1 protein-coding gene is annotated in these 310 nt (G+C 63.2%); it reads left to right on the top strand.

Translation table 11 applies throughout. The features are described from left to right. Positions 1-58: 58 nt before the first annotated feature. Positions 59-310, top strand: a 252-nt coding sequence (locus tag SB753_RS36030) for a HigA family addiction module antitoxin (protein WP_410804881.1), incomplete at its 3' end; no start/stop codon positions are given.

Genomic DNA, 310 nt, shown 5'->3' with positions numbered 1-310 from the left:
GACGGCCGACGGCCCGACGAACGTTGAAATCGTCGACTACCACTGAAGGGGAATGGATATGGTCAAGAACGGTATGCGCCCGGTCCACCCAGGCGAGATCCTCCGCGAGGAATACCTCGTGCCGCTCGGCATGAGCGCGAATGCGCTGGCGACGGCGTTGCACGTTACCGCCGGACGGATCAACGACATCGTGCGCGAGCGCCGCGGCATCACGCCGGACACTGCATTGCGCCTGGCGCGATATTTCGGCGGCGACGCGCAGACGTGGATGAACCTGCAACTCATGTACGACATGAAGATTGCCGAGCGC

The organism is Paraburkholderia sp. SIMBA_053 (assembly GCF_046534895.1).
In the GTDB taxonomy this organism is placed as follows: Bacteria; Pseudomonadota; Gammaproteobacteria; order Burkholderiales; family Burkholderiaceae; genus Paraburkholderia; species Paraburkholderia caledonica.
Note: the sequence above shows the minus strand (reverse complement) of the source record. Positions and strands in the feature narration are given on the sequence as shown.